This is a genomic window from Dubosiella muris (assembly GCF_004793885.1).
GTDB classification, from domain to species: Bacteria; Bacillota_I; Bacilli_A; order Erysipelotrichales; family Erysipelotrichaceae; genus Dubosiella; species Dubosiella muris.
In genome coordinates this window covers 42,478-66,211 of the sequence record NZ_SRYG01000003.1, presented here as the reverse complement: position 1 = coordinate 66,211, position 23,734 = coordinate 42,478, and the positions used below count along the sequence as shown (strand labels likewise).

Sequence of the window (23,734 nt, the reverse complement as noted above, 5' to 3'; positions counted from 1 at the left end):
GATATAAAATCAAAAAAAAGTTTAAAGAATTATAGAGCTTTTGTGATTATTTTTTCAATCATGGTACTTGGACTTGTTGGTTTTTTTATTTACCAAATTCAAAATCTTCAAGTGCTTCCAAACAACTTGTTGATTCCAATTTGTGTCGTGATCGGATTGATTGTCTTGATTTTGCTTGCTTTGTGGAATTACTATCAGCATTTAAATTGGGCACGAATCGTCCTTTCTGTTTTAAATATCGCAATGCTAATTGTTTTTTCGGTTGGTAATTTTTATCTTTATAAAACCCACAATACTTTGGCTGTTGTAACAACGCAGCCAAAAGAAGTAAAAAACACAGTGGCTTTATTGGTAAAAAATGAAAGTGAAATTCAAAATGTTCAAGACCTGAACCAAAAAAAGGTCGGGAAATTAACATCAATAGATTCGCTAGGAACCACAAAAATGATTACTCATTTACAGGAAGATCAATTTGGAGTAGACACCGAGTCGCTTCTTCCTTTTGAAATTTTGAACTATGACAGCGTGGAAAAAGAGGTAGAAGCTCTTTACAACGGGGAAGTACAAGCCATTATTTTGAATGACAGCTATCGAACCAATGTTTTGGAATACGAGCCTTATGCCAACTTCAACAACGAAGTAAGGAGCATCGACGAGGTTGTTTATTACACAAAAGTGGACAACGAGGCGATGGCGGTACCGGAAATTACGAAAAACTCGTTTAATATTTTGATTTCTGGAAACGATACGTACGGCGATGTAGGCGAACTCTCGCGCTCAGACGTGAATATGGTTGTTTCGGTCAACCCGGAAACGAAAACCGTCTTGTTGACGAGTATTCCGCGGGATTCTTATGTTGAATTTGTTTGCGACGAACAAGATGCCTGCATCGCGGGAGCGAATGACAAAATCACGCATACCGGATTGCACGGAATCAACACGACGAAAAAGACAGTGGAGAATTTGCTGGGAATTACGATCAACTATACGTTCCGCGCCAATTTCTCGAGTGTCATGGAAATCGTCGACGCGATTGGCGGGATTGATGTGGAAATTCCCGAAGGAATGGCTGTGGAAACGTTCTACGCCAACCATACGCTAGAAGGCGTTCATGAAGGGATGAACCATTTGCAAGGCGAGAGAGCGCTGGCGTTTGCCAGAGAGCGCTACGCGTATGTGGATGGAGACAACCAGCGGGTGCGCAACCAGCAAACCGTGTTGAAAGCGATTTTCGCGAAAGCCACTTCGCCGGAAATCATTGTCAACTATTCCAGCTTGCTGGATGCTTTCCAGGGAGCGTTCGATACGACGTTGTCAAAAGATGAAATCACAACGTTGATCAAATATCAAATTCAGGAAAATCCGCAATGGAAATTTGAAAGCTATCAGCTGACGGGCGAGGGCGCGCAGCTGCTTTCACCAGAGCTTGGACAAACCGCGTATGTAACCATCGTGGATCCATATTCTGTCACTTTGGCGCACGATAAAATCGAAGCGGTACTCAAAGGCGAATCGGCGGACTCGATTGAAACGCCGGTATCCGATTTTACAAGTGGAACAAGCAATGGAGCGGATAGTGGATACGAGAGCGGATATTCGGACGAGTATGTGGATCCATCTTTGTATTATGACCCGTATCAGCAAACGGAAACCTATGACTCGTTTACAGAGGACTCGTCAGAAAATGATATGACAGAGTCAACGCCAGAAGAGGATATGACAGTTCCGGAAGAAACAGTGGAATAAACCCAAGGCATCGCTTCAAAAATTGAACGATGCCTTTCTTTTGAATATAATATTTTTAATGATAAAGACGATATGTTGGAAGGGAGTTTTTTTGATGCTGTCAAATAAGATAGATTATAAATACAATTTTATCTTCTCATTTAGTCTGTTTTGTCTATTACTATGGATTCTTCCATTCAAACCGGTCGTGATTTTCTTGGACTTTCTTATGGCTCTTTACTTTATTTACTATACGGTTTACAGAAGGCGATGGAAAATCCGGCTTTCTTTGCATCCTAGAGAACTGATTGTGAATTCGCTATGGACAGGAAGCGTTTTAATAGTCCTTTATGAAGTTTTTTATGGCCAGAAAATGACTTCGATCCATCATTTCGCTTTTTTCGTTTTGCTGCTGAGTTCTTTTAGCATTTTTGTCTGTATCAGCGAATGCGCAAAAAAAATAAATATCCGCGTCTTTACATTTCGAAAGGGATTTCTCTCTGTTTTTTTATTGGTGGTTGCGTTTCTGTTTACCGCTTTGTGTTCTAGAAGCTCCTGGCTGTACACAATCAACGATTCTTCCGATCCCAATATCTTTTTTAGCGTGGGAAAAAGCGTCATGCAGGGAAATGTTTTATACAAAGACATTTTCGAGCAAAAAGGACCCTATATCTTCCTTCTTCATGGGATCGCTTCTTTAATTTCTTCCACCTCTATGGTAGGGGTATTTTGGATTGAAGTTGTCGTAAACTGGATTTTTCTCATGATTGGAAGGAAAATCATTCGATTGTATGTTAAAAATGACTGGATATCCTTGATTGGAATCCCGATCGGCTTTGCGATTTATGTCGCTTCCTATTGCTTTTGGTACGGTGACAACGCGGAAGAATTGTGCTCGCCTTTTTTGATTTACGGCATGTACATTCTTCTAAATTGTTTAAAAGAAAACAGCCTGCCTTCGAAACAAGAATATTTCGCGATTGGAATGACATCTGGTTTTATTTTATGGGTAAAATACACAATGCTTGGCTTTTATTTAGGGTGGTACATCGTTCCATTCGTGCTTATGGTGAAACGAAAGAAATGGAAGGAAATTTTGCGATCCATTGGCTGGATTGCTTTCGGCGTTTTTATGATTTCTTTGCCGGTGCTCGTCTACTTTGTATGGAACCACGCCCTGCGCTATTTATGGGAAGTTTATTTCTATGACAATATTTTTCTATATACGACAAAAGCAGCGGATCAAATGTTTTTCATGACTGTCCTCCGCGCTTTGAAAATGAATGTGACTCAAAATTTTTGGCTGAGCCTTCTTATATTTTTCAGCTTTGTCTGGATGTATTTTCAAACTTCTCTCAGAGAATTTCTAGGATATTTGTGTTGTTTTCTAGGATTAATTTTCTCTACTTACATCGGCGGACGGTATTATCCGTATTATTATTCTTGTTTAGGGCTGTTTATGTTTCCGGGTCTTGTTTATGGGTACTCTATCGTTCGAAAATGGACGGAGCCTTTGAACCCGTTTATTTTGACAGGTCTGACTTTGTGTGGATGCGTGGGATTTATGTTTTTGACAAGCCGCAACACGGCGTATATCAATCAACCAGCAGAGGAATATCCACAATATCAATTTGCCAAAATTATGAACCAAATTGAAAATCCAACTTTGTTGAATTATAAAATGCTGGATAGCGGTTTCAATTTATACGCGGATATTTCGCCGACCAATCGGTTTTATTGCAAATTCAATGTTCCTCTTCCGGAAATGATTGAAGAACAAAAGCAGATTTTAGAAAATGGAGAAGTGGATTTTTTTATTTCGTATGACTCCGATCTTCCATTTGAAAAGTATCGTTTGATTGCTTCGCAAAATTATAATCGTGGAGAAGGGGTTCTTCACTACAATTTATATGGGAAAAAGGATCTTCCGCTCCAGACGAGGGTTTTTAATAAAGGAGAAGAAAATGGATAAGCCAGTTTTATACATCGTGATTCCATGTTATAACGAACAAGAAGTGCTACCTGTCACAAAGCCTATGTTTTTAAACAAATTAAATCACCTGATCGCAAGGAGGAAGGTAAGCGAACAAAGCCGTATTTTGTTTGTCAATGATGGAAGCCGGGACTCAACATGGAATTTGATTCAAGAATTTGCGAATCAGGAAGAAAAGATTGAGGGGATTTCATTAAGCCGGAATCGGGGCCATCAAAATGCGTTGCTGGCCGGACTGATGGAAGCAAAAGATTTATGCGATATCACCATTTCGATTGATTGTGACGGGCAAGACGATTTAAACGCCATGGACGAGATGGTGGAAGCCTATCACAAAGGAGCCGATATCGTATACGGGGTGCGTTCAAAAAGAGACACAGATACTTTTTTTAAACGAACAACAGCGGAAGGTTTTTATAAGCTAATGAATAAACTCGGAGGAGAAGTGGTGTACAATCATGCGGATTATCGCTTGGTGTCCGCAAAAGTTCTGGAAGAATTTTCGAATTTTAACGAAGTGAATCTTTTTTTAAGAGGGATGTTTCCGTTGGTTGGATTTAACAGTACAAGCGTTTATTATGAAAGGCACGAGAGATTGAAGGGGGAAAGTCATTATCCTTTAAAAAAGATGCTCGCGCTTGCCTTTGATGGAATCACAAGTTTAAGCATTAAGCCGATTCGAATTGTTACCGGAATAGGCATCGCATTTTCAATCATCAGCTTTTTATTGATTGTTTACGCGCTGATTTCTTTGATTCACGGTACGGTGGTGTCCGGCTGGACAAGCTCTATCATTGTGACGTGCTTGCTTGGAGGAATTCAACTAATATCTTTGGGTGTGATCGGGGAATATGTAGGAAAAACCTATCTTGAAACAAAACATAGGCCAAGGTATATTATTTCAAATCGGACTTATAAAGAATAAAAGCATCGCTTTGGCTTTCGCGCCGGCGATGCTTTTTTTAGAGAACAATCACTCTGTTACGATTTCGCACGTATCTTTCATAATGGATCCTTCGCGAATGATCTCTCCGATTGATTTCGCGACGATTTTTCCCGAACGAGGGTTCTTTATTGAATCAATAGAAGAAACAACAGTCGCCAAAACGTCTGAATATTCAAACGCAAGATCCGTGTCGATCATTTCACAGTCGATGAGTGTCAGATTTTTACAATAGCACAAAGGCTGGGTTCCCATGATCTTGCAGTGGTCAAGCGTCAGACCATCGGAGAACCAGGCCAAATACTCGCCTTTCACAACGCTGTTGCGCACCGTGACGTTTTTTGAATGCCAGAAGGCGTCTTTCGTATCCAGAATACAGTTTTCAATCGTGAGGTTTTCCATATATTGAAAAGAGTATTTTCCTTTCATTTGCACGTTTTCCAAAGAAACGTCAGTACTGTCCAAAAAGATATACTCACTTGCGATCGTTGAATCTTTCATCTCGATATGATGGCTTTTCCACCCAAATTCATTGGACGCAATGTCACAGTTTCGAATCGTGATGTGGTCGCATTCCCGAACCCCTTTGATGCTGTGAATGGAAGAGTCCACGATACTTCCGTTTTTCGCGTACCAAATCGGCGCGCGGGTCTTCTCATCCAGTGTGGAATGACTCAATACAAAGCCATCCACATGCCATAAAGGATAACGGAGAGAAAAGCGGCTGTCGACCACTTCGATATTTCTTGCTTCTTTTAAAACGGACTCGCCGTCGGCTGGCCCGGCAAAGGTACAGTTTTCAATTTTCGCGTTCATGATATGATAGAGCGAACGCTCCTCGTCAAAGTTTTTATTTTTTATAATTTCCATGTTGTTTCTCCTTTCGCAGTTCGTGGCATAAATGATCAATACAAGCCAGTTTCGCCTGCTCCTGATGGACGATTTCAAGCTGTTTGGCCCGCATCGAAGCGATGCGGCGCTGCCTGTTGCGGTCGCACAGACACGCATTGATCTCCTCCTCGCTACAGCCACCGTCTTTTAGACAATCCTTGATATATTGCTCCCGCATATTGCAACCCCTCCATGAACAAGTATATGGAAGTTACTTCAGGATTGCGAATACTTGTTGTTTATGATGGAATATAGCTAAAAAGAATAGAAGGAGAAAGAGAAGAATGGACATTCGGGTTATGCGCTATTTTTTAGCCATCGCGCAAGAGGAAAATTTAACGAAAGCGGCCAATTTGATCCATATTTCCCAGCCTTCTTTATCCAAACAAATGAAAGAGCTGGAAATGGAATTGGGAAAAACGCTGTTTATTCGTGGAAACCGCAAAATTACGCTGACCGAAGATGGAATGTATTTTCGAAAACGCGCCCAGGAAATCGTGGACTTGACGGATAAAATGCTCGTTGATTTAGAAGTTCAAGATTATGATTTAAAAGGGGATATCCACATTGGATGCGGAGAAACGACAGGGATGAAAGAATTAATTGCGACAATGAAAAAGGTACACGACGAATATCCCGATATTCATTTTCATATTCATTCAGGGAACGGACTTGATATTCGGGAATCGGTGGAGAAAGGGTTGTACGATTTTGGTTTGTTTGTCGGGAAGCTGGATTTTTCGAAAATGGAAACGTATCCGCTGCGCTATAAAAATATTTGGGGATTGATTTGCCGGAAAGACGATCCGTTGGCTTCTTTGCCGTATATCACCAAAGAACAAGTTTGTGAATTGCCGCTTATCACTTCCCGACAAGGAATGCGGGAACAAATTTTGCATGACTGGCTGGGCAAAGAGAAAAAAGATTTGAATATCGTGGCTACGTACAATTTATTTTACAATGCCGGTTTTATGGTAGAACAAAAACTGGGATACGCGCTATCGATTGATGGACTCCAGCAATCTCACGAAGACCTCGTTTTTATTCCTTTTGAGCCAAAGCTGGAAGCCCCCTTGTTTCTCGTATGGAAAAAATACCAGGCGTTTTCCAAAGCGGCCCAAAAGTTTTTAGAAGCGTTCAAAGCCGGAGAGGCGGGCGAGGAAGGACAATAAGCCGCCGTTTCTTATAATTTGATTTTTAAAACGGCTTTGAATGTGTATAATGAAAGGTATGGATACGATTTATCAAACGAAACTTTACCAAAAATACCGCAACGCGATCATTATGTTGCTGGATTTAGTCATTGTTTTTAGCAGTTATGTGTTCACGTTCTTCATGGACAACAATTTCTTTCTGGACGGAAGACTGCTGCATATTACGCATCTCATTATTTACGGCATGATTTTCGTGCTCGTTCTCCATCTTGGCGTTGGGATGCTTTTTTCCACCCCGAAGACGCTTTGGACGTATACAGGGCCGCAAGACGTGATTCGAATTGGATTGAGTTCGCTTGTCTGTATGGTGATCATGCTTATTTTCACCCAAACTATGCACTTGTTCCATCCATCCCTGATTATTATTTCCGAGATTTTAGCGTACATTATCCAGTTGGCGATTCGACTGCTTTATCGGGAGTTCCACCAATATATGATGAATGTGGACCGCTCGGAAAAAGCGCTCGTGATTGGCGCCGGAAACGGCGGCTATATGATGGTGAACGAGATTTATCGCGGTACGCAATATCCTTACAATGTGGTGGGATATTTGGATGACTACAAGCCCAAAGGGACGCTGGTCGGCGGTAAAAAAGTGCTGGGAACGATTGACGAAGTCGACCGCATCGCCAAGGAAAACGGCGTGACCCGCCTGTTTATCGCGATCAGTCGAATCGATGAGCAAAACAAACAGCGGATCATCGAGCTTTGCGCCAATACTTCTTGTATCACGAAAATCATGCGCTTTTCTCTCGAAAACGAACACGAGGGAATTCATGTCGACGAGATCCAAATTGAGGATCTGCTCAACCGGCATACCGTGGATTTGAAAACGGAGGAAATTGGCGCCTATTTAAACGACCAAGTCGTTTGTGTCACCGGAGCGGGCGGGTCGATTGGATCGGAGCTTTGCCGCCAGATCATCCGCTTCGCGCCCAAACGGCTGATTATGATTGATATCAATGAAAACACGCTTTATATGCTGAAACAGGAATTCATGCGGAAAGCGAGAGCTGGCGAGATATCCCAAAATGTGGAACTCGTTTCCCTCATTATTTCCATACGGGAACGGGAAGAGATGTTTAAGTTTATGCGGGATTACAAACCGGATGTCGTTTATCATGCCGCTGCCCATAAACACGTGCCGCTAATGGAAGACCGGCCAATGGAAGCGATTCGCAACAACGTGTTTGGCACGAAAAACGTGATTGACGCCTGCATCGCCTACGATGTCAAGCGCTTTATCATGATTTCCACAGATAAGGCGGTCAACCCAACCAATGTGATGGGCGCGACCAAACGGATGACAGAGCTCGTCATGCAGTCCAGAAATGTCAAAGATTCGCCAATTAAAATGGCGGCGGTTCGCTTTGGAAACGTGCTTGGCTCCAGCGGCTCCGTGATTCCGATTTTTAAAGAGCAAATTCGGCAGGGAGGTCCGGTCACGGTGACGGACTACAACATTCAGCGCTATTTTATGACGATTCCCGAGGCGGCGCAGCTTGTTCTGCAAGCGGGTTACTACGCCAATCAAAGCGAGATCTTTGTACTGGATATGGGCAAGCCGGTGAAAATCCTGGAACTGGCGGAAAAGATGATTCATCTGGCCGGCTACAAGCCATACGAGGAAATCGAAATCAAGGAAGTCGGGCTGCGGCCTGGCGAAAAAATGTTCGAAGAGCTCGCGCTTGAAATTGAAAAATGCCATCGAACCGATAACCGGCTGATCTTCGTTCATGAACCGATTCAAATCACGCAAGAGGAAATGGATCGAAAACTGGACGAGTTGTATGAAACGATTTCAAAAACGGATGATACCGCGCTCATCAAGGCCAAGCTTCTAACACTGATTAAAGACGATCCGCAAACGATGTCGAAACGCGGGCAGTAACGTTCTTTGGAAAAAGGGACTTTGTTTCTTATAAAATCTAAATTTTATCGTCATCTATGTGAAAAACGCGCATTCCTAGGAATGGGCTTTTTTCTTTTTGGCGAACTATGATAGAATAGACGGGAATTCAGAAAGGAATCGTATGTATCAAAACTGTTTGAAACGAGTGATTGACTTTGCGTTGAGCGTATTGGGAATTGTCGTGCTCTCGCCCGTGTTGATCCTTTTATCCATTCTTATTAAATGCACTTCCAAAGGGCCGGTCTTTTTTCGCCAAAAACGGGTTGGAAAAGACGATACCCATTTTATGATTTATAAATTTCGAACGATGCGAACCGACACGCCAACCGATATGCCGACGCACTTGCTGGAAAATCCAGACCAGTTTATTACACCGGTTGGCCGCTTTTTGCGCAAGACGAGCCTGGACGAGCTGCCGCAGCTGTTCAATATTTGTTCCGGAGACATGGCCATCGTCGGTCCTCGCCCCGCCTTGTGGAATCAATTTGATTTGATCGCCTTGCGCGATGAAAATGGTTCTTCGCGAATTCGTCCCGGATTAACCGGGCTGGCACAAATTTCCGGTCGGGACGAGCTTGAAATCGAAGTGAAAGCCGGCCTGGATGGGAAATACGCGAGCCATATTACATTTGGAGAGGATACCCGGATCTTTTTCGCTACGATTTTTTCTGTGCTTCGTCACGATGGCGTGCAGGAAGGAAAACGATCATGAAGCGGATTTTAATTACAGGCAGCCATTCGTATTTGGCCAATCAATGCAAAGCTTTTTTAGAGCAAAAAGAAGGATACCAAGTGGATTTGATTCGCGTGCGCGGGCAGTGGAAGCAAAATTCGTTTTCCGGATACGATGTGGTCGTGCATATGGCCGGACTGGCGCATTCCAATCCGAAAAAGGACGAAGAAGCGCTTTACTACGCCGTCAACCGCGATTTGGCGATTGAGGTGGCCAAAAAAGCCAAAGCGGATGGTTGCCGTCAATTTATTTTTATGTCTTCCGTTCTTGTGTATGGAAGCCATCACACGCTTATCAAAAAAGAAACGCCGCTCGAGCCGGATAATTTTTATGGCGACAGCAAGAAACAAGCGGAAGAGGGAATCACTCCCTTGGCGGATCCAAACTTCCGTGTCGCCATTGTGCGCCCGCCCATGATTTATGGCCCGGGATCGAAAGGAAACTATCAAAAGCTTTCCCGGTTTTCTTGCGTGACACCGCTCTTTCCAAACATCTATAATGAGCGAAGCGTATTGTTTGTCGATAATTTCTGCGCGTGTTTGCAAGGCATCGTGGATACAAACGCGGAGGGAATTTTTTTGCCTCAAAACGAAAAAATCGTTTCCACCACGGATATTGTCCGGCAAATCGCCCGCGTTCATAAGCATCCAATCGTATGGATCAAAGGGATGAACGGATGGATCGCGATGAATCGCAAAAAGACCCTTTTTCAAAAAGTGTTCGGATCGCTTGTGATTGATCCCGCGCTGTCCCGGTATTCGTTCCCGTACCAAATCGTCGATTTTGAATCGTCGATTGAAAAAACAGAAAGGAGGAAACCATGAGTAAAGTCGCGATTGTCTGCGCGTTTGACACTTATTTTGATCGAGTCCGCATGCTTCGGACGTATTTTGAGCAAAAACAAGACGAAGTGTGTGTGGTGACTTCCGATTTTTCCCACCGCAACAAGCAGTCGATGAAATATTTATCCGGCGCCGATCATTTAGTCCATGCGTTTCCTTACTCGAAAAACCTTTCGATCCAAAGGCTGTTTTCGCACTATATGCTGGCGCGGAATATGAAAAAAAAGCTGGAGGAAATCCGCCCGGACGTGATTTATTGTCTGGTTCCCGCCAATTCGCTGGCGAAAATGATGGCGCAGTACAAGCGGGAGCATCCGGAAGTCAAATTGTATTTTGACGTGATCGACTTGTGGCCGGAAGCGATGCCGATTGAGAAATATTTATCCCTTCCGCCCTTTCAGTATTGGCGAAAGCTGCGCGACAAGTATTTACCCGCGGCCGATCAGGTTTTTACAGAATGTGCCTTGTACCAGGATGTGCTTGGACAAAAGGACAATCAGAAATTTAAAACGCTGTATTGGGCGCGTCCGGAGCTGCCATGCTCGTTTGCGGATTTGATTAGCGAAGAGGAAGTCCATTTTGTGTATTTGGGTTCCATTAACAACATTATCGACATTGATTTTATTGTGGATTTCCTGACCCATTGCAACCAATACAAGCCTTCCTTTTTGCATATTATCGGCGAGGGCGAATCCAAAGCGGTGCTGGTGCAGAAACTGGAGGAAGCGCATGTGCCTGTGATCGACCATAAAAAGGTGTTTGAACAGGAAAAGAAACAAGCTATTTTCGATCAATGCAATTACGCCCTCAACATTATGAAAGAAAGCGTTGTGGTGGGATTGACGATGAAATCGCTCGACTACTGGTGTGGCGGGGTGCCGATTATCAATACGATTCCAGCCGATACCGCGCGGCTGGTGGAAGAGTTTCAAATCGGCTTCAACATCGACCGCGAAAACTTGGACGCGGTGGCGCAGCGGGTTTGTAGCACGCCATTGTCCGAGCAGTTCGAACAGCGGGAAAACTGCCGCAAGGTTTATCAGGAGTTCTTTCGGGGCGGCTCGTTTGCGAATACATTAAAAAGCACAGGATTGTGACAGGGACAGGAGTGTGAAAGTGACAATATGATTCCCATATATGCGATTTTAGTCGATTACAATAAACCATTGGAAACTTCGCCTTCGTATCAGGCGTTGACCCGGCAGAAGGATATCGTTACGATTGTTTGCGACAATAGCACAAAGCCGACGATTGACCAGAAGAAAGTGCAAAACGACGGAAACGTCTATTTGTCCATGCATGGCAATCGCGGGCTTTCCAAAGCGTACAACCGGGCGCTGGATTTCATTCAGGAGGAAAATCCGGTCATGGAAGGTTTCGTGATGTTGTTTGACGACGACACGACGATTCCCGATGACTATTTTTCCTGCGTTCGAAAAGCGATCCGGGAAAACAACGCGGATATTTATTTGCCGTTGATTACGGACGGGCATCCGGAGCAAGGGTATTTGTCCCCTTCGCTGATGCAAGATGTGTATTTGCATCGCGCCAAAGAGCCATGGAAACTTTCCAATGAAGAAATTTGCGGCATTAATAGCGGTATGGTCATTCGTTTGTCTTTATTTTCAGATTACCGGTACAACGAGGACTTGTTTTTGGATCATGTGGATCATGATTTTATTCGCTCGATGCGAAAAAGAAACGCGCGAATCCAAATTTTAGACACCTTGCTCCAGCAAACGTTTTCCGCGTATGAAACCGATGGAAAAAAAGCCTTGAAACGTTTTCATGTGTTTAAAAGAGACATTCATGAATTTTATAAGGGCTCGTTTAAGGAACGGCTGTATTGCGAGTATGTCATTTTGCGCCACAAAGCGAGTATTTTCCGGCATACGAAAGATTGGAACATATGGCTTCAGTAAAAGAAAGCGTTTCGGTCGCGATGGCGGCGTATAACGGGGAAAAATATATTCAGGCGCAAATCCAGTCCATTCTTTCACAGCTTGGACCCGAGGATGAGATCGTGATTTCCGTGGATCCTTCAAACGATCGTACGATTGAGCGCATCGAGGCGTTTGGCGACCAGAGAATTCGATGGATTTCCGGTCCGGGAAAAGGATTGATTAAAAACTTTGAAAACGCGATTCGGCAAACGAAAAACGACATCGTTTTTCTATGTGACCAAGACGACTTGTGGGATCCTAAAAAAGTAGAGCATGTTTGCGCGGCAATGCAGGATGCCGATTTGGTCCTGCATGATTGCGAAGTGACGGACGCTTCGCTTCATGTCCTTCATCCTTCTTTTTTCCAGATCCATCCCCCGACGGCGAGTTTCAGGAAAAATATTTTAAAAAACTCGTTTATGGGATGCTGTATGGCGTTTCGAAAGCGGTTGAAAAAAGAGATTTTGCCTTTTCCCGACGATTTGCCGATGCACGATCAATGGATTGGACTTGTCGCGTTAAAAAAAGGAAAGGTCAAGATTTTGGATCGGCCGCTTCTTTCGTATCGACGCCATCAGGAAAACGAATCGAGTATGGATCACGCTTCCGTGTTACAAATGCTGGCGTGGCGGGTCCATTTATTGAAAGCGCTGTGGAAAAGAGGGATACTATGATTTCAGTCGCGATGACGACGTACAATGGCGAGATGTTTGTGTTGGAGCAAATTCATTCGATTTTTCATCAAAGCCGGCCCGTGGACGAGCTGATCGTCGTGGATGACCATTCGCAAGATCAGACGATTCCAATGATTCTCCATGTCAAACAAGAGCATCCGGACTGGAATATCAAAGTATATGTGAATACGAATAATTTAGGATATAAGCGCAATTTTGAAAAAGCGATTGCGCTGGCGAACGGCGACTACATTTTCTTGAGCGATCAGGACGATGTATGGCATGAAGGGAAAGTGGAAGCCATGATGAAAATCATGGAAGGCAACGCGGATATTCAAGTTCTCGCTTCCAGCTTTGACTTGATTGACCAGGAAGGAAATCCATTGCGGATCGAGGAAGATCCGAATCGTTCGAATCATAACTTTTTATTGAAGAAGGTTGAAAAAGACTCGCTTACGCCGATGACGCTGGAGGAATTCGCGTATCATAATTATTTTCAAGGGTGCGCGCTAGTGATGACAAAAAAAATCCGAAAACTGTTTTTGGACCATTTTACCGATTTGATTCCGCATGACTGGCTGATCAATATGCTGGCGGCCAAAGAAAACGGAATGGTGTATTACGACCATCCGTTGTTTGCGTATCGCATTCACGCGCAAAATACGATTGGAATGGCTGGCGAAGTGGAAAAAGGCGCGAGGGCGAAATGGAACCGGATGAACGATTTGAAGGTCCGCTGCCAGTTCGCGAAGGAAAGAGTGGAGTCGCTGACCGCTTTGGAACAAATCGCGCCTGAGTTTTTTCAGTCGCATAAAGAATACGTAGGAATGCGTGATTTTTGTAAAGATCATTGCGCGTACTTAGAAAAAAAGCAGTTTTGGAAACTGCTGCTTCAAAACGGGGATCCGAACTATAAAAAACTAAAGCCATGGAAGGCAAGGCTTTATGATTTGGTGTTTGCGCTCGGAAAGGGAAAATAAATGGAATACTTCACCACGGGACAATTCGCGAAACTAGCCAATGTAAGCGAGCGGACCTTGCGCTATTACGATAAGATTGGGTTATTGAAACCTTCTAAAATCAAGAAAAATGGATATAGAAATTATTCGAAGGACGATTTGTTCCGCCTTCAAAAAATCATATTACTTAAAAAGCTCGGGTTTCCTTTGGAAGAGATTACGATTATGCTGGTGGAAAATGACGAAGGATGGGTTGACACGCTTCGAATGCAAGTGAATTTGGTCGACCAAAAAATTCGATATTTTTCCTCTTTGAAAGAAACTTTGAAAAAAGCCATTGAAATTGTGGCGGATGAAGGCATGTCCTTAAAAAAAACGGTCGACTTATTAAATCTTTTATCAAGCGATGAAGAAATCGTGGAACAGTATCGAAACGCGACAAATTTGCGGGTGCGAATCCAGCTTCATCATTTATATTCGACCAATCCTGTTGAGTGGTTTTCCTGGCTGCGACAGAAAATCGACTTTTCAAAAATCAACCGCCTTCTGGAACTTGGATGCGGAAACGGGGACTTGTGGATCGGAAACGCGGTGGATCTTCGAAATCGGGAAATTTTTCTTTCGGATCTTTCGGAAGGGATGCTGGAAGACGCGAAGTCGCGGTTAAGCGACGAGTACTCGTTTATGCAAATGGATGCGCAAAACATTCCGTTTAAAAAGGATTTTTTCGACGCGGTGGTCGCCAATCATCTTTTATTTTATTTATCCGATCTTCCCCTAGGTCTTTCTGAAATCACAAGAGTTTTAAAAAAAAGTGGCGTTTTTTATGCCAGCACATACGGAAAGAGCCATATGAAGGAAATCAACGAGCTGGCGCAGGAGGTCGATTCCCGGATTCGTTTGTCGACAACGTTTCTTCCGGAACAGTTTGGAAAGGAAAACGGGAAAGAGATCTTATCTCGCTATTTTGACGATGTGGAGCGCTTTGATTACACCGACACATTGGTTATTGATCAGGCAAAACCAGTCGTTGACTATATCGTGAGCTGTCATGGGAATCAAAACGAGATTTTGAGTGGAAGACTGCATGAGTTTTATGAATTTGTGAGAACAAAAATCGAAAATCAAGGTTCAATCACAGTGACAAAAGAGGCCTGTTTGTTTATCGCGCAAAATAAAAAATCAATAAAATGAATAGAATAAGTTGACCCTTACGTTACGTAAGGGTTTATATTTATACTTGAATAAAAGGAGATCTTACGATGAAAGGTATTATTTTGGCCGGAGGTTCCGGAACACGCTTATATCCTTTGACGAAAGTGACGAGTAAACAGTTGCTTCCGATTTACGATAAACCGATGATTTACTACCCGATGTCGATTTTAATGCAGGCTGGTATCAAAGATATTTTGATCATCTCCACACCGGAGGACACGCCGCGCTTTGAAGAGCTGTTAGGGGACGGACACCAGTTTGGCGTCAATCTTTCCTACAAGGTGCAGCCTTCGCCGGATGGTCTGGCCCAGGCGTTTATTTTGGGCGAGGAGTTTATTGGGGACGACAGCGTCGCGATGATTTTGGGCGATAATATTTTCAATGGGCATGGTTTGGCGAAACGGCTACGCGCGGCGGCTGAAAACGAGAAAGGCGCGACAGTGTTTGGCTACTATGTTGAAGACCCGGAACGTTTTGGCGTCGTGGAGTTTGACGACAACGGCAAGGCGGTTTCCCTGGAGGAAAAACCGGCACAGCCAAAATCGAATTACGCGGTGACGGGTTTGTATTTTTACGACAACAAAGTTGTGGACTACGCGAAAAATCTAAAGCCAAGCGCGCGCGGCGAACTGGAAATTACCGATTTGAATAAGATTTATTTGAACAACGGCGAGTTGAACGTAACGCTGCTGGGGGATGGATTCACCTGGCTCGACACGGGAACGCATGAATCGCTTGTGGACGCCACCAACTTTGTGAAGACGCTGGAAGAGCACCAGCACCGAAAGATCGCGTGTCTGGAGGAAATCGCGTACGACAATGGCTGGATCGACTTGGATCAGTTGCGAAAAACGTACGAGATCTATAAGAAAAACCAGTATGGCGCGTATTTGAAAAAAATCATGGATCGCAAGTATATTAAGTAGGAGGAAGAAAAGATGAAAGTCACAGAAACGAAAATTCCCGGCGTATTGATCATCGACACGGACGTGTTTGGGGATCATCGCGGATATTTTACAGAAACGTATTCCAAGCCAAAATACGAGAAGATGGGAATCGACGTTGAATTTGTACAAGACAACATGTCTTTTAGCGCGCAGGAAGGCACGCTGCGCGGTTTGCATTGGCAAAATCCACCTTACGCGCAATCGAAGCTTGTATCGTGCACGAAAGGACGGGTCATTGACGTGGCTGTCGACATTCGAAAAGGAAGCCCGACGTTTGGCCAGTGGGTGAGTGTGGAGCTTTCCGAGGACAACCATCGCCAGTTCTTTATTCCGCAAGGTTTCGCGCATGGCTTTTTGACATTGACCCCAAATGTCGAGTTCCGTTACAAGGTGGACAATGTGTACAACAAGGAATCGGAAGGCGGCATGCGCTACGACGATCCAACGGTGAATGTGGATTGGGGCACGTTGCTGGAAGGCTTGGAGCCTGTGTTGAGTGAGAAAGACGAGAACGGCCCTGCATTGGAAGAATCGGATAATCGGTTTGTGTATGGAGTGAATAGTTAATGAGTCTTATATATAAACATCGCAAGGAATTGGATGTTATATTAGGAGATTTAGGAATACTAATTATTACCTATATTGTCTTTAACTATTTAGAAAATTCAAAACTGATTTTATTCATTGGACCGTTTTTGATTTTAATTAATACTTTAAGGATTTGGTTTGAAAAAGAAATAAAAACCGTTTTAGATTTTATTATTAAATATCGATATGTGATAGCTTTACTCGTTTTTATTATTTGCGTTAGTGTGAAACTCAATGGATCCTCTATCGGGGTTTATGATACGATTTTTGGAAAAGAAGATCCGAACGTTATGACGGAAATATTTGGAAAGGGGCGGCCTATTCGCGGAGACGAATTCAATGTTCAGGTGCCATATTTCTTTTCGCAAACATATAATGATTTTAAATTAAATTCTAATTATATGTCACTTTCAGGCCAAAACATGATTATCGGGTACAATAGTCCTGTTATAGGACTTACACTCTTAGGAAAACCAGATATATGGGGATATATTTTATTTGGAAATGAAATAGGACTTTCATGGTATTGGTGTTCAAGAATTATTTTATTCCTTCTTGTTGGATATGAGCTATTTCATATTTTAACTAGGAATAAATATCTTTCTTGTTTTGCCTCTATCTGTTTGGTGTTTAGTCCGGCCTTGCAGTGGTGGTTTGCTCCACACATGTATCAGGTTTTCTTTTGGGCCAGCACCTTGTTTGTGGTTGGATATTATTTCTTTATGGGACAAAAAAGATGGCAAAAAATTTTATTTACTATTTTGTCAATCTGCTCTTTGATTGGATTTGTCATCTCTATTTTTCCTTCATTGCAAGTGCCAACCGGATTGATCATGCTGTCTTTGTTGATATGTTGTTTAATACAAAATAAAGAGAGCTTCGTATGGAAGAAAAGTGATTTTATTCGAGTTGGAGTGGTGATTTTAGGCGCTGGAATTGTGCTGGGACAATTTCTTATTCAAGCGAAAGACGCCATTGGATTGTTAAACAATACGGTATATCCCGGAAAGCGGATAAGTGTAGGGGGAGACTATTTCTTGGCTAACTTATTTACGGATCCGACGATGATATTGAATCCATTTGTTGCGCCGTCAAGGTTGAATCAATGTGAAATTAGCTGTTTTAATCATTTTGGAATCTTATTTATGATTTATTACCCTTATTTATGGTATATCAATAAGAAAACGGAAAATTCCCGACGAATGATTATTGGAAATTGCTTATTTGTGATATTGGTTATTGAAATCCTCTTTATGCTCATTGGATTCCCGGAGTGGTTAGCGAAGATAACTTTATTTTCGTATATGAACCGGATGACATTAGTATATGGATTTACCGCACTTTTATTTTCTTTTTGGTCTATGGAGGCGATTTGGGAAAGCCGAAAAAAAGTTCGTTGGCAATTTGGGCTTTTAGCGGCTTTAATATATACCTTGTTGTATTTGAAGGGTTATTTAAATTATCTAGATGCTTCATTTCTAGAAAAAACAGGGATGTGGTTTTACTATTTTGTTCCACTTGTGCTGGGGGGAAGCGCATTTTTGGTGTTTACTAAATTTAGAAGATTATTTTTTCCCATTTTTGGAAGCTGGATTATTTTATCGGGAATGTTTGTTAATCCAATCGTAATTGGTGCGCAATCCATTTCGAATCATACTTTGATAACGAAAGCCATTGAAATTCGTGAGGAAGATCCGGAAGCTTATTGGTTAACTACGAATTCATTGCATACTCAGGAATTGCTTTTGGCGAATGGAGTAAAGGTATTGAATGCAGTTAATTTTTATCCTGATATGGAAAAATGGGAGCTGATAGATCCATCGCAAGAAAATGAAGATTTTTATAACCGGTATTTGCATATGTTGATTGTATTGACGGGAGATCCAACTTCTTATGTGCAGTCGACACCGGATTCGATTGTATTAAATCTAAATGTAGAAGATTTAAAAAAGTGGAATGTTAAATATTTAGTATCAAATCCACAAGCTTCTGTTGAGGAACTATTAAACACGAATGGGATTTCAACCAGGAAATTGTATACGGATGATGCGTCAAATGAGGAAATCATAGAGTTGATTTATTAAGGCGAGGTATTAAAATGACGAATGAAAATAAAAAAATCGCAGTGCTTCTTCCTTGTTATAACGAAGCACTTACGGTAGAAAAAGTAATCAAAGATTATAAAGAGGCATTTCCTACAGCCGACATTTATGTCTACGACAACAATTCTACCGATGGAACAGGAGAGATCGCCAGAAAAGCCGGCGCGATCGTGAAAAAAGAGTATTCTCAAGGAAAGGGAAATGTTATTCGGGCGATGTTTAAGGACATCGACGCCGATTGCTATATTATGGCCGACGGGGACGACACGAATCCGCCCGTGCCGGAAATGGCGGATATGATTTTGCGTGGAGAAGCGGAAATGGTCATTGGGGACCGGTTGTCCAGTACATACTTTACCGAAAATAAGCGGCTCTTCCATAATACGGGAAACCGAATGGTTCGCGGATTGATCAATACGTTGTTCGATGTGCATGTGACCGATATTATGACGGGAAGCCGGGCGTTTAGTTACACATTTGTGAAAACGTTCCCGGTTTTATCCAAAGGCTTTGAAATCGAAACCGAAATGACGATTCATGCAGCCGCGCACAATCTTCGAATGGTCGAGGTGCCGACCAATTACCGCGATCGTCCGGAAGGCAGCGAATCGAAGCTGAACACGTATAGCGATGGCGCGAAAGTATTGGGAACGATCGCCCGTCTGTTTAAAGAATACAAGCCCATGGCCTTTTTTGGTCTGTTTGCCTTGATCTTTTTGATTATCTCGATTTGCATGTTCATTCCTGTATTCAATGAATACTTTGCGACAGGATTGGTTCCAAGATTCCCGACACTGATCGTGGCAGGCTTTTTATTAATCATCGCGTTGTTGCTGTTTATGAGCGGACTGATCCTGGAAGTTATTGTAAAGAAAAATAGACAGATTTTTGAAATGTTCTATATAAGGACAAAGAGAAAATGAAAAAGCTGATTGAACAAATTTTTCGATTTGGCATTGTCGGGGTTTTGGCGTTCATCATTGATTATGGACTTATGGTTTTTTGCACCGAAGTTCTAGGTATCTACTACTTATGGTCCTCGCTGATCTCATTTACTGTTTCCGTCATCTTCAACTATGTAATGAGTGTAAAATGGGTGTTCAATGTCGACAACGGAAAAACGCAAACCCAAAATCTTATTTTCTTTGTGACGTTTAGTATCATTGGATTGGGAATCAACCAGCTGATCATGTGGCTTGGTGTGGATAAAATACAAATCAGCTATTTGATTGTGAAGCTGTTTGCGACAGCGGTCGTTATGGTCTTCAATTACGTTACCCGAAAGTGGTATTTTGAAAAGTAATATGAGAAAAATAGATATTTCGAAGTTAATTCCTTGGGTATTATTGGTTTTGTTATTAATATTTCGAGTTTGGCTTGGAGAAAAAGTTGGGAATCAATTTTATGCCAGTCAAGTTTATGATGATCAACTTTTGATTCGATATGCCTATCTGCCGTCCCATTTTTTTGAACCGAATATTGATTCCTTATTAAAAACAATGAGTTATCCTTTATTTCTGAGTTTTGTAAAAGTAAGTGGACTTTCATATACTTTTGTTTTAAGTTGTGTATGGTGTTGTACGGCACTGTATTTCGGATCTGTTTTTTATCGAATATCTGATAAAAATAAGATAATTGGGTGGGTATCCTTTGCGTATATATTATTCTTTCCAACTGCGTTTGAATTATGGCAAGGAACTCGATTATATCGAAATGCAATTATAGCTCCATTTGTTATTATGCTTTTTTCTTATTTGCTTATAATTACATGGAAAAACATAAAAAGCAAAATAAGTTATTTGGATATAATTATTTCCATTATATTTGGAGTGCTATTTTCTTTTACATATTATATTAAGGAAGATGGATTGTGGATATTAGCGTGTCTACTCTTTGCGATTTTAGTAAATACGATTATAGAAATCATAAAATTTGTAAAAAATAGAAGAGGAAAACGGTTCACCATGATTCTTTTAACTATCTGGATACCGATTTTTGTTTTTATCGGGATAACCGGAATATATAAATGTGTGAACAATTATTATTTTGGCGTTTCGGAAGTTGAGACTCGAAATGGTGGAAATCTGGGTGAATTTGTATCTCTTATTTATAAAATTGAGTCTACTGATCGGAATAATGTAGTGTGGGCACCAAAGGATGCCGTAGATAAAGCATGGAATGCTTCTCCTACTTTACAGAAGATGCCCGATTTATACGAATCGATTACCCATACGCCTTGGTATAGCCAAGATATTGAAAAGCATCCTATTCAAGGAGATTTTTTAACTTGGGTATTGCGAACCGCATTGAATGATACAGGTCGCTGGACAAATGAAAGAGAAGTAGACGCGCTATTTAACAAAGTGAATGAGGAAATAAAAGATGCATTTGATAAAGGAGAGCTTCAAAAAGATTCAAGAATTCAATTGCTATCTTCTGCCGGAGGAAAGTCTATCCAAGAAATATTAAATTTGAATCCTTTGATAGTTCAGGAGTATATTGGGGCAGTTCAGTTAAATGGTTATGAATCAGGAGCAGGAGCGGTGGCTGAAGTAGAGCCTCGAGAAATAGCAGAAGCAGGAAGAAATTTAACTCATATCTCTTATTTAACCGATTATTCAAAGAAAGAAATAAGCGGAGTGGTGATAGGGTTCATAAATATAGTATTTATGGTATATTCGATTATAAATACACTTCTGTTTATTTCTGTAATGCTTGGTATAATTTTGTTTTTGATAATATTAGTCAAGCAAATTAAGGAAAAGTCGATAGGGACAGTAAATGTTTTTTTAGGATTAGGTTGTCTTATTTTTCTTGGAATAAGTTTTGCTTATGCGTTCGCTATTGCGTGGTTTTCAGATTTTCTATTTGTTGCTGGCATACAACCGTTGACTCTCAATTTTTATTCAATAGGGTTACCGGCAATCTTATCGTTTAGTTATTTTACAAATTTGGTAAATGTATATTTTTGGTTTAAAAGGAGGAAAACTATATGAAAATTTTAGTAACTGGTGGCGCCGGATTTATCGGCGGAAATTTCGTACATTATATGGTCAACAAGTATCCGGAAGATGAAATCATCAATTTGGATGCGTTGACATACGCCGGTAATTTGGAAACCTGTAAACCGGTGGAAGACAAGCCAAACTACAAGTTTATTAAAGGAGACATCGCGGACCGGGATTTCATTTTCGACTTGTTTGAAAAAGAAAAACCGGATGTGGTTGTCAACTTCGCGGCTGAAAGCCACGTAGACCGCTCCATTGATGATCCGGAGATTTTTGTCCGCACAAACGTGATTGGAACAACAACCTTGCTGGACGCCTGTGTGAAATATGGCATCAAGCGCTACCATCAGGTTTCCACCGATGAAGTGTATGGCGACCTTCCTTTGGATCGCCCGGACTTGTTCTTTACGGAGAGCACGCCATTGCATACGAGCTCGCCATACTCTTCGGCCAAGGCGGCGGCTGATTTGTTCGTGCAGGCTTACCATAGAACATATGGTCTTCCAGTGACGATTTCCCGTTGCTCGAACAACTATGGTCCGTACCATTTCCCGGAAAAACTGATTCCGCTGATCATTTCTCGCGCGTTGAACGATGAGAAAATTCCGGTTTACGGAACGGGTGAAAACGTGCGGGACTGGCTGCATGTGTACGACCACTGCGTCGCCATCGACTTGATTATCCGAAAAGGAAAAGATGGGGAAGTGTACAATGTGGGCGGACACAACGAACGGACAAATCTGGAAGTTGTAAAAACGGTTTTGAAAGCGTTGAATAAACCGGAAAGCCTGATTACTTACGTGTCGGACCGGAAAGGCCACGATATGCGTTACGCGATCGACCCGACGAAACTGGAAACCGAGCTTGGATGGAAGCCAAAATACACGTTTGACACGGGAATCCCGCAAACGATCCAATGGTATTTGGACAACAAGGAATGGTGGGAAAATATCATTTCCGGCGACTATCAAAACTACTTCCAGGAAATGTATGTGAATAAAGGAAGAGTGGACGAATAATGAAAATTTTAGTAACAGGCGTCAAGGGACAACTTGGCTTTGACGTCGTCAATGAAGCCGAAAAGCGCGGAATCGAAGCGGTTGGTGTGGACATTGATGAAATGGACGTCACCAACAAGGAACAAGTGGAACAAGTTATCAAAGCCGGAAACTACGACGCAGTTGTGCATTGCGCGGCGTGGACGGCTGTCGACAAGGGAGAAGAGCCGGAACTCTTTGAAAAAGTGCGGGCAGTCAACGCGTTGGGAACAAAATACATCAACGACGTATGCAAAGAGCTGGATATTCCAATTATGTATTTCTCGACCGATTACGTATTCAATGGAGAAGGGGAAACGCCTTGGAACGAATACGATGAATTTGAGCCTTTGAATGTGTACGGCATTACGAAAGGCGAAGGGGAGAAGTACGTTATCGAAAATCCAAAGCACTTCATTATTCGCATTGCCTGGGTCTTTGGCAAAAACGGCAACAACTTCATTAAGACGATGTTGCGGTTAGGTAAAGAGCGCGGCGCCGTCAGCGTAGTCAACGATCAAATCGGATTGCCGACCTACACGTATGATTTGGCTCGACTCGTTGTGGATATGATTGAAACGGAAGAGTATGGAACATACCACGCCACCAATTCGGGCGACTTTATTTCCTGGTACGACTTTGCCAAGGAAATCTTCAAGCAAGCCGGCATGGATGTGGAAGTGACTCCGGTGGATTCGAGTCAGTTTCCAGCCAAGGCGAAACGTCCGCACAATTCGAGAATGAATCAAACGGAATTGGACAAACATGGCTTTACCCGTCTTCCGGATTGGAAAGATGCGTTGAATCGTTATTTGAAGGTCATCGAAGTCATTGAATAGATGAAAAAAGGTGTTGAGAAAATGAAATATTCATTTTGATCGACGCCTTTTTATTATGGAATAAAATTAAGTTTTTCTTTATAAAACACATTATGATACCATAATTTTCGATAAATCGTTGTAATATCACATATTTTTTATTGAAATATTTGTATAAAGGTTATACCAT

Annotated in this window: 22 protein-coding genes; 20 read left to right on the top strand and 2 right to left on the bottom strand. The window is 42.2% G+C overall.

The genetic code is table 11. The annotated features are described in order from the left end of the window. The first annotated feature begins 444 nt into the window (after nucleotides 1-444). From E5336_RS02010 to E5336_RS02000, 3 genes are all read left to right on the top strand, one after another. Nucleotides 445-1,746: an LCP family protein gene (locus tag E5336_RS02010; protein ID WP_168353515.1), complete on the top strand. Its 1,302-nt coding sequence runs from the start codon at nucleotides 445-447 to the stop codon at nucleotides 1,744-1,746. A gap of 289 nt (nucleotides 1,747-2,035) precedes the next feature. Then, complete coding sequence (locus E5336_RS02005; RefSeq protein ID WP_135979426.1) at nucleotides 2,036-3,697, top strand: hypothetical protein; 1,662 nt, start codon at nucleotides 2,036-2,038, stop codon at nucleotides 3,695-3,697. Continuing rightward, the gene (locus E5336_RS02000) at nucleotides 3,690-4,643 is read left to right on the top strand and encodes a glycosyltransferase family 2 protein (protein ID WP_135979425.1); all 954 of its coding nucleotides are present in this window, start codon (nucleotides 3,690-3,692) and stop codon (nucleotides 4,641-4,643) included. The genes E5336_RS02005 and E5336_RS02000 overlap by 8 nt, the downstream gene beginning before the upstream one ends. 48 nt (nucleotides 4,644-4,691) lie before the next feature. Here E5336_RS02000 and E5336_RS01995 read toward each other — a convergent pair whose 3' ends face one another. Continuing rightward, a complete protein-coding gene (locus E5336_RS01995) occupies nucleotides 4,692-5,531 on the bottom strand; it encodes a DUF3737 family protein (protein ID WP_135979424.1) in 840 nt (279 codons plus the stop codon). Beyond that, nucleotides 5,512-5,730, bottom strand: coding sequence for a hypothetical protein (locus tag E5336_RS01990; RefSeq protein WP_135979423.1), 219 nt, complete (start codon nucleotides 5,728-5,730; stop codon nucleotides 5,512-5,514). Before E5336_RS01990 ends, E5336_RS01995 begins: the two co-directional genes overlap by 20 nt. Before the next feature lie 106 nt (nucleotides 5,731-5,836). Here E5336_RS01990 and E5336_RS01985 point away from each other — a divergent pair, with 106 nt between their 5' ends. The 17 genes from E5336_RS01985 to rfbD all read left to right on the top strand — a co-directional run bounded on the left by E5336_RS01985 (nucleotide 5,837) and on the right by rfbD (nucleotide 23,565). Then, nucleotides 5,837-6,724, top strand: a complete 888-nt coding sequence (locus tag E5336_RS01985) for a LysR family transcriptional regulator (protein ID WP_135979422.1) — start codon at nucleotides 5,837-5,839, stop codon at nucleotides 6,722-6,724. Between the two features lie 58 nt (nucleotides 6,725-6,782). Continuing rightward, complete coding sequence (locus tag E5336_RS01980) at nucleotides 6,783-8,657, top strand: nucleoside-diphosphate sugar epimerase/dehydratase (protein ID WP_277820737.1); 1,875 nt, start codon at nucleotides 6,783-6,785, stop codon at nucleotides 8,655-8,657. A 142-nt stretch (nucleotides 8,658-8,799) separates the two neighbouring features. Then, nucleotides 8,800-9,390: a sugar transferase gene (locus tag E5336_RS01975; RefSeq protein ID WP_135979421.1), complete on the top strand. Its 591-nt coding sequence runs from the start codon at nucleotides 8,800-8,802 to the stop codon at nucleotides 9,388-9,390. Beyond that, nucleotides 9,387-10,235 carry an NAD-dependent epimerase/dehydratase family protein gene (locus E5336_RS01970; RefSeq protein ID WP_135979420.1) on the top strand — a complete coding sequence of 283 codons (849 nt, stop codon included), beginning with the start codon at nucleotides 9,387-9,389 and terminating at the stop codon, nucleotides 10,233-10,235. The genes E5336_RS01975 and E5336_RS01970 overlap by 4 nt, the downstream gene beginning before the upstream one ends. Next, the gene (locus E5336_RS01965) at nucleotides 10,232-11,350 is read left to right on the top strand and encodes a glycosyltransferase family 4 protein (protein WP_135979419.1); all 1,119 of its coding nucleotides are present in this window, start codon (nucleotides 10,232-10,234) and stop codon (nucleotides 11,348-11,350) included. The genes E5336_RS01970 and E5336_RS01965 overlap by 4 nt, the downstream gene beginning before the upstream one ends. 27 nt (nucleotides 11,351-11,377) lie before the next feature. Continuing rightward, a complete protein-coding gene (locus E5336_RS01960) occupies nucleotides 11,378-12,175 on the top strand; it encodes a glycosyltransferase (protein WP_135979418.1) in 798 nt (265 codons plus the stop codon). After that, a complete protein-coding gene (locus E5336_RS01955; RefSeq protein WP_135979417.1) occupies nucleotides 12,163-12,870 on the top strand; it encodes a glycosyltransferase family 2 protein in 708 nt (235 codons plus the stop codon). Before E5336_RS01960 ends, E5336_RS01955 begins: the two co-directional genes overlap by 13 nt. Beyond that, the gene (locus E5336_RS01950) at nucleotides 12,867-13,850 is read left to right on the top strand and encodes a glycosyltransferase (RefSeq protein WP_168353514.1); all 984 of its coding nucleotides are present in this window, start codon (nucleotides 12,867-12,869) and stop codon (nucleotides 13,848-13,850) included. The genes E5336_RS01955 and E5336_RS01950 overlap by 4 nt, the downstream gene beginning before the upstream one ends. Further along, nucleotides 13,851-15,023 (top strand): MerR family transcriptional regulator, encoded by a 1,173-nt coding sequence (locus E5336_RS01945; RefSeq protein WP_135979415.1) that lies wholly within the window; start codon nucleotides 13,851-13,853, stop codon nucleotides 15,021-15,023. Between the two features lie 68 nt (nucleotides 15,024-15,091). Continuing rightward, nucleotides 15,092-15,970, top strand: coding sequence for a glucose-1-phosphate thymidylyltransferase RfbA (rfbA, locus tag E5336_RS01940; protein ID WP_135979414.1), 879 nt, complete (start codon nucleotides 15,092-15,094; stop codon nucleotides 15,968-15,970). A 12-nt stretch (nucleotides 15,971-15,982) separates the two neighbouring features. After that, nucleotides 15,983-16,558 carry a dTDP-4-dehydrorhamnose 3,5-epimerase gene (rfbC, locus tag E5336_RS01935; RefSeq protein ID WP_135979413.1) on the top strand — a complete coding sequence of 192 codons (576 nt, stop codon included), beginning with the start codon at nucleotides 15,983-15,985 and terminating at the stop codon, nucleotides 16,556-16,558. Continuing rightward, complete coding sequence (locus E5336_RS01930) at nucleotides 16,558-18,663, top strand: DUF7657 domain-containing protein (protein ID WP_135979412.1); 2,106 nt, start codon at nucleotides 16,558-16,560, stop codon at nucleotides 18,661-18,663. Before rfbC ends, E5336_RS01930 begins: the two co-directional genes overlap by 1 nt. A 14-nt stretch (nucleotides 18,664-18,677) precedes the next feature. Further along, nucleotides 18,678-19,604 (top strand): glycosyltransferase family 2 protein, encoded by a 927-nt coding sequence (locus tag E5336_RS01925; protein ID WP_135979411.1) that lies wholly within the window; start codon nucleotides 18,678-18,680, stop codon nucleotides 19,602-19,604. After that, nucleotides 19,601-19,984, top strand: a complete 384-nt coding sequence (locus E5336_RS01920) for a GtrA family protein (protein WP_135979410.1) — start codon at nucleotides 19,601-19,603, stop codon at nucleotides 19,982-19,984. The genes E5336_RS01925 and E5336_RS01920 overlap by 4 nt, the downstream gene beginning before the upstream one ends. Before the next feature lies 1 nt (nucleotide 19,985). Further along, on the top strand, nucleotides 19,986-21,677 hold the full coding sequence (locus E5336_RS01915) for a hypothetical protein (protein WP_135979409.1): 1,692 nt from the start codon (nucleotides 19,986-19,988) through the stop codon (nucleotides 21,675-21,677). Continuing rightward, entirely contained in the window at nucleotides 21,674-22,708 is a 1,035-nt protein-coding gene (gene rfbB, locus E5336_RS01910; protein ID WP_135979408.1) for a dTDP-glucose 4,6-dehydratase, read from the top strand. The genes E5336_RS01915 and rfbB overlap by 4 nt, the downstream gene beginning before the upstream one ends. Beyond that, a complete protein-coding gene (rfbD, locus tag E5336_RS01905; RefSeq protein WP_135979407.1) occupies nucleotides 22,708-23,565 on the top strand; it encodes a dTDP-4-dehydrorhamnose reductase in 858 nt (285 codons plus the stop codon). The genes rfbB and rfbD overlap by 1 nt, the downstream gene beginning before the upstream one ends. The last annotated feature ends 169 nt before the right edge of the window (nucleotides 23,566-23,734 follow it).